Annotated in this window: 4 protein-coding genes; 2 read left to right on the top strand and 2 right to left on the bottom strand. The window is 37.3% G+C overall.

Features of this window, described 5'->3' with window-relative positions:
* Positions 1 to 58: 58 nt before the first annotated feature.
* Entirely contained in the window at positions 59 to 757 is a 699-nt protein-coding gene (locus GQR53_RS02340) for a SprT family zinc-dependent metalloprotease (protein ID WP_165742753.1), read from the bottom strand.
* 316 nt (positions 758 to 1073) lie between these two features.
* On the opposite strand from GQR53_RS02340, the gene GQR53_RS02335 reads away from it, so the two are divergent.
* Both GQR53_RS02335 and GQR53_RS02330 read left to right on the top strand, forming a co-directional pair.
* Positions 1074 to 4406, top strand: coding sequence for an MHYT domain-containing protein (locus GQR53_RS02335; RefSeq protein ID WP_165742752.1), 3333 nt, complete (start codon positions 1074 to 1076; stop codon positions 4404 to 4406).
* A 3-nt stretch (positions 4407 to 4409) separates the two neighbouring features.
* Complete coding sequence (locus GQR53_RS02330; RefSeq protein ID WP_165742751.1) at positions 4410 to 5402, top strand: two-component system response regulator; 993 nt, start codon at positions 4410 to 4412, stop codon at positions 5400 to 5402.
* Here the strand turns inward: GQR53_RS02330 and GQR53_RS02325 are convergent.
* On the bottom strand, positions 5399 to 5776 hold the full coding sequence (locus tag GQR53_RS02325; RefSeq protein ID WP_240917435.1) for a VOC family protein: 378 nt from the start codon (positions 5774 to 5776) through the stop codon (positions 5399 to 5401). The genes GQR53_RS02330 and GQR53_RS02325 overlap by 4 nt on opposite strands.
* Positions 5777 to 5795 lie beyond the last annotated feature (19 nt).

The following is a 5795-nucleotide window of genomic DNA, read 5'->3' as shown; positions in this document are numbered from 1 at the left end:
CCTATATTCCTATATTCCTATATTCCTATATTCCTATATTCCTATATTCAGGTTGACTTCAAAATACCCATTGTAAACTCATACTGTTTTTCTTTAGCCATGTTGATGATGCTTTATAATTAGGAAAAAAATGCTCAACGTGTTGCCAAAAAGCTTTGCTGTGGTTTAAGTGACGTAAATGCGCTAACTCGTGGACAATCACATAATCAATAGCATGATAAGGCGCTCCGATTAAATGCAAATTAAATGTTAGCTCTCGCTTACTATTACAACTTCCCCACTTTCGCTTATAAATAGCTATTTTTAGACTCGTAGGTAATTCTTCACCCATTTGTGCGCAGAAGTACGCTAAACGCATTTCTATATATGCAGTTAGTTGCTCTTTTAAATATTCTTCAAGAAGTTGCTGATATTTTTGCGAAGTATTTTTAACGCGCGAAGAGTGCGTAATAAGCAAACGGTCGTTACTGTTTATTACTTCGGACTTAGTACCTTGCTTAAACTCTATGTTTTCAATGCTATCAAATATTAAAATTTGTTTGTCTTTGAGCGGGTTCTGTCTGCTATCAGCAATATTGTGCTGTTTAGTTAATTGAGCATTTACCCACACCTGCTTATCAAAAAGCCATTCTTGAATGTGTTTATTACTAACAAACTGAGGGGCATATACAGTCACCTTTTTGTTATGTACTTTAATGGCAACCGTTTTACGTTTTATACTTTTCTTTAACTGATATTCAAACACTTTCATACTCATTAATGATATTGCTACGAGAAAATTCACCAGCAACTAATAAAACCAAATAAGGTGTAATTTTCGCTTAGTTAAGCCAATTCATTAGTTTTATTAAGGTTACTCGATAGAAACTTAAATATGACCATATAAATCTAACTTAGTCCTGTGACAGGCAATACATTAGAATAAAAAACACCAACTAAAAAACTAATGCCTGATAAATAAAAGAAAACTAAAAGTAATAAATTCGTTATTTTAATCACTTCATTGAATTAACAGTTTATTTATTAATTAATTAGATTAAACTTGATAAATAAAGATTATATTTTGAGCCATTATGTTATCAGCTTTTTTTATCACAGACCAAGATCCTAGCTTAATCATTAATGGCGTTTACGATCCTCTATTAGTTTCAATGTCATTGCTAATTGCTATTTTTGCAGCCTTTTTCACCATTCGGCTTATAGAGCTCGCAAAAGAAACTCAATTTCCTAGCTACCAACGTTTAGCAAATGTGACCGCTGCTACTGTTTTTTCGGCTGGTATTTGGAGTATGCACTTTATTGGTATGCTTGCCTTTTCACTGTGTACTAATATTGATTATGATCCAACAATCACTCTCCTTTCTTTTATACCAGCATTTATAGCATGTCAGTACGCTGTATCAATGCTAGTAAATAGTAAAGGGAATCTAAAAGTATTGTCGATTTGCTCCGTGTTACTAGGAGCTGGCATTGGCACTATGCATTATAGCGGCATGGCTGCAATGGATCTTGCTCCTTTACTTAGATATGATCCATTGATATTTTCGTTATCAATCATTGTTGCTATAGCCCTCTCCTTTATAGCCCTTTACAGTCGCTTTAATCTTGAGCGTTTTTTACCCTCTTTATCACCTCTTCAAAATAACTCAATTAGCGCTGTTATTTTAGGGTGTGCTGTTGCTGGTATGCACTATATGGGTATGGCCGCTACACGTTTTGTAGCTACATCGCCACTAATCTATGATGATGCTAATGCAACCGCAGGACTAACTTTTATCGCCATTGCAGTCGCCACAGCAACTATCGCGATTACAAGCGTGGTTGGTGTAATAAATGGTATGGTTCGCTATCGCATGCTACTTGAGGAGAAGTCGGCAAAAGAATCCCGTCTAAATGCTATTTTAGGTACCGCTATAGATGGCATTGTTACCATTGATCATGCTGGTATTATTTTAAGTTTTAATGAAGCCGCAAGTAAAATTTTTGGCTGGCAAGAAAACCAAGTTCAAGGCAAAAACGTAAAAATGCTAATGGACGATAACATTGCCAAGCACCACGACGAATACCTCTTAAATGCTCACAATGTTGATCTAGGTAAAATAATAGGCATAAACCGTGATGTATATGCAAAACACATGAACGGACATGTTTTTCCTATTCGCTTAGGTATAGGCGAAGTAAATCAGCCGGGCCATAACCCTTTATATGTTGGCTTTATCACCGACTTGACCGAACAACGCGCTTTGCAGCAAAGTTTAGAAGAGAAAGAACAAAAATACCGCTCTCTTATCGATAACATGCCCGGAGTCGCGTTTAGATGCAAGTTTGATGACAACTGGACTATGTTATTTATTAGTCCAAATATAATTGAGCTTACAGGGTATAACCCAAATGAGTTTACAGAGCATTGTATCGAGTTTAATGACTTGGTCTTGAAATCAGATCAAAAACAAATAGTTGATGAAGTCACTAAAGCTGTTGATGCAAAGTCTCAATATTCTATTGAATACCGAATTAGACATAGAAATGGCAAAATTTTGTGGTTGTTAGATAAAGGGAGTATCGACTTTGATGCTCAAGGCAACCCAAAGTGGATTGATGGTGTTTTAGTCGATATTACTGAACGCAAAGAATATGAAGAAAAACTTGAGCAAGCTAAATTTAAAGCTGAAGAAGCTGCTCATGCAAAGCAATCTTTTATGGCTAATATGAGCCATGAAATACGCACCCCAATGAATTCTATAATAGGTTTTAGCGATCTATTAATGGACACCCCACTTGATCAAGAACAACAAAAGCACTTGGTTACCGTAAATAATGCAGCGCGTTCATTGCTAAGATTGTTAAATGAAATTCTTGATTCTGCAAAACTAGAACGCGGTAAGCTCACCATTGAGCCAGTCCACTTTAGCTTAAAACCAGTGATAGACAGTATTATTTCTACTTTTTGGCTAGAAGCTAAAAAGAAAGATTTAGAACTTAAACTCCATATTAAAGAATCAGTAAGTTCTACGTACTACGGCGACCCAGATCGACTCAGACAAGTACTCACTAATCTAATTGGTAACGCGATTAAGTTCACCGAAGAAGGCTCTGTTACGGTCACCGTTGGCATGACACAAAATCAGCATCTGTTTTTTGAAGTGCAAGATACCGGAATTGGTATTGCAAAAGATCGTATTCAAGCTGTATTTCAACCTTTTGAACAAGCCGATGGCACTACTACTCGCCGCTTTGGTGGTACAGGCCTTGGTACAACCATAAGTAAACAACTTGTAGAGCTTATGGGCGGAACAATAAACTTAGTAAGTGAGCTAGGTAAAGGCACCTGTTTTTACTTTTCATTGCCGCTTACTTTAGGTGACGAATCTAAAATAGATTATTTTGATGGTCTACACACCCAACTGCCTGCACTTAGAGTGCTAGTAGTTGATGATATAGAGCAAAATACAGAACTACTGTCTTTGCTTCTGTCACGCGATCAGCATTCAGTTACCAAAGCGTCAAACGGACTTGAAGCGATTAAAGTATTTGAAGAGCAATACTTTGATGTCATATTAATGGATATACATATGCCATTGTGTGATGGCATACAAGCAGCACAAAAAATAAGAGCAATAGAAAACCAAAGGCAGCTTAAGTACACGCCAATTATCGCGCTCACAGCAAGCGTATTACAGCAAGATAAGCTTACGGCTAAAAAAGCAGGCATGAATGGCTTTGCCAATAAACCCGTCGATATAAATCAGCTTAACCAAGAAATAGCGCAAGTGCTGGGGCTTGGTATTGCAAAAGAAATGGTTATATCGCAAAGCGATCCTAAAGCGCAGCATATAGATTTTGAAAAAGGATTAGCACTTTGGGGTTCTAAGTGTAAGCAACTTACAGAGATTACTAAGTTTGTTAGTGATAGTGATAAGCGGTTTGAGAGATTATTTAATGATAAACTATCAAACATAAAAGATGTCGATAGCCTCATTCACACACTCAAAGGTGTTGCTGGTAACTTAGGGCTAACAACGTTAATGAAGTTATTAACCGATTTAGAGCACAAGCAAAGTGATGCTAAAGTTATTAGTCTTTTAGACGATATCAAAAACGAACTACTTATTATAACGCAACTGCTGTCATCAAATACTTGCGATGAGCCAAATAGCAAGCCTGAAGATAATAGCTCAGACACTCTATCAATAGATGAGATTAAGCAATTGTGTGAAACACTTCATCAAGATGCGCAAAACGCAGAATTAAATGATGAACTACTCGCAAAGTTGCAACGCGGCGCACCTTCTACTTTTCAAAATGAAGTTGATGATATAGCCGAAGCCTTTGATGAATTTGATTTTGATAAAGCACACGTAATACTAGAAACCTTAATTGAAAAACTAACAAACAATGAGTATTAATTAATGGATTTTACGACAGATAGGCCACGGGTATTAATTGTTGACGATGAGCCTGCAAATCTAAAAGTAATGCGCGAAGTGTTAGGTAATCAATATCGTATGTCGTTTGCTAAATCGGGTGATGCCGCACTAGCACTACTTGAAAAAGAGCTACCTAAGCTAATTTTGCTCGACATAATGATGCCAGATATGAATGGTTTTGAAGTATGTCAACGAATAAAAAACAATCCAAAAACATCACATATCCCTATTGTTTTTGTAACCGCGCTAGGCGATGAAAGCGATGAGTTTAAAGGCTTTGAGCTTGGTGCTGTAGATTATATCACCAAACCAATAAGCCCTGCTATTGTAAGAGCTAGAGTTAAAACTCACTTATCGCTAGTGCAAGCTGAACAACTAAAACAAGCACATGTTGATTTAGTACAACGCCTAGGCCGTGCTGCTGAATATAAAGATACCGACACTGGCGAACATATAGTGCGTATGAGTCAATACAGTAAAGTTTTAGCATTAGCGCTAGGTATGGATGAGCATAGTGCAGAGCTTTTACGCCAAGCCGCCCCAATGCACGATGTTGGAAAAATAGGTATCCCTGATGCTATCTTACTCAAGCCAGGAAAGTTAACTTCTGAAGAGTTTGAACATATGAAGAAACACGCCATAATTGGTGCACAAATATTAGCAAATTCTTCATCGCCATTATTACAACTTGCGCATACACTTGCAATTCAACACCACGAAAAATGGGATGGCTCAGGCTATCCTAACGGGATCAAAGGCGAAGAAATATCAGTTGAAGGTAGAATTGTTGCTATAGCTGACGTATTTGATGCACTTACCTCAAAACGCCCTTACAAAGAGGCTTGGAGTGTAGAGAAAACAGTTTTGCATATGCAAGAGCAAGCAGGAACTCATTTCGATCCCGCTCTAATCGAACTATTAGTAAAAAACTTAGACGATATTATTGCTATAAAAAATGCAAATCAAGAAAGCTAATTCTTTTTAGCACTGTGAGAGCCAAGCTCAATATTTGGGTAACAAGATTTTATATAACGATAGTCATGTGACGTAATTTCATGGCTATTGCCACTTTCGTCTTTAAAGTACATAGAAAACGTTACACCATGATCTGCTAAAACTACTTTTATATTTAAACTCTCAAGATGAATACGCCATTGAATAAATTGATCCCCTGAGGCCAAAAATGCAATCCCTTTACTGCGCCCCTCTCCTTCAAACAATGCTAAACGAGTGGTGAAACAAGCATCCTCAAGCGTTAAAGGGCCTCGCCCATGCTCATTCCAAAAGGCAAGCTCTGGCACTACGCTAAAACCTAAAACTGAATCGCCCCGTGTTTGCCAGAGACTCAATAACTTGAGAAACTGGAAC

This window comes from Pseudoalteromonas sp. Z9A6 (assembly GCF_011378805.1).
Lineage (GTDB): Bacteria > Pseudomonadota > Gammaproteobacteria > Enterobacterales > Alteromonadaceae > Pseudoalteromonas > Pseudoalteromonas distincta.
The sequence above is the reverse complement of the archived record's forward strand: the minus strand, read 5'-3'. Positions and strand labels throughout refer to the sequence as shown.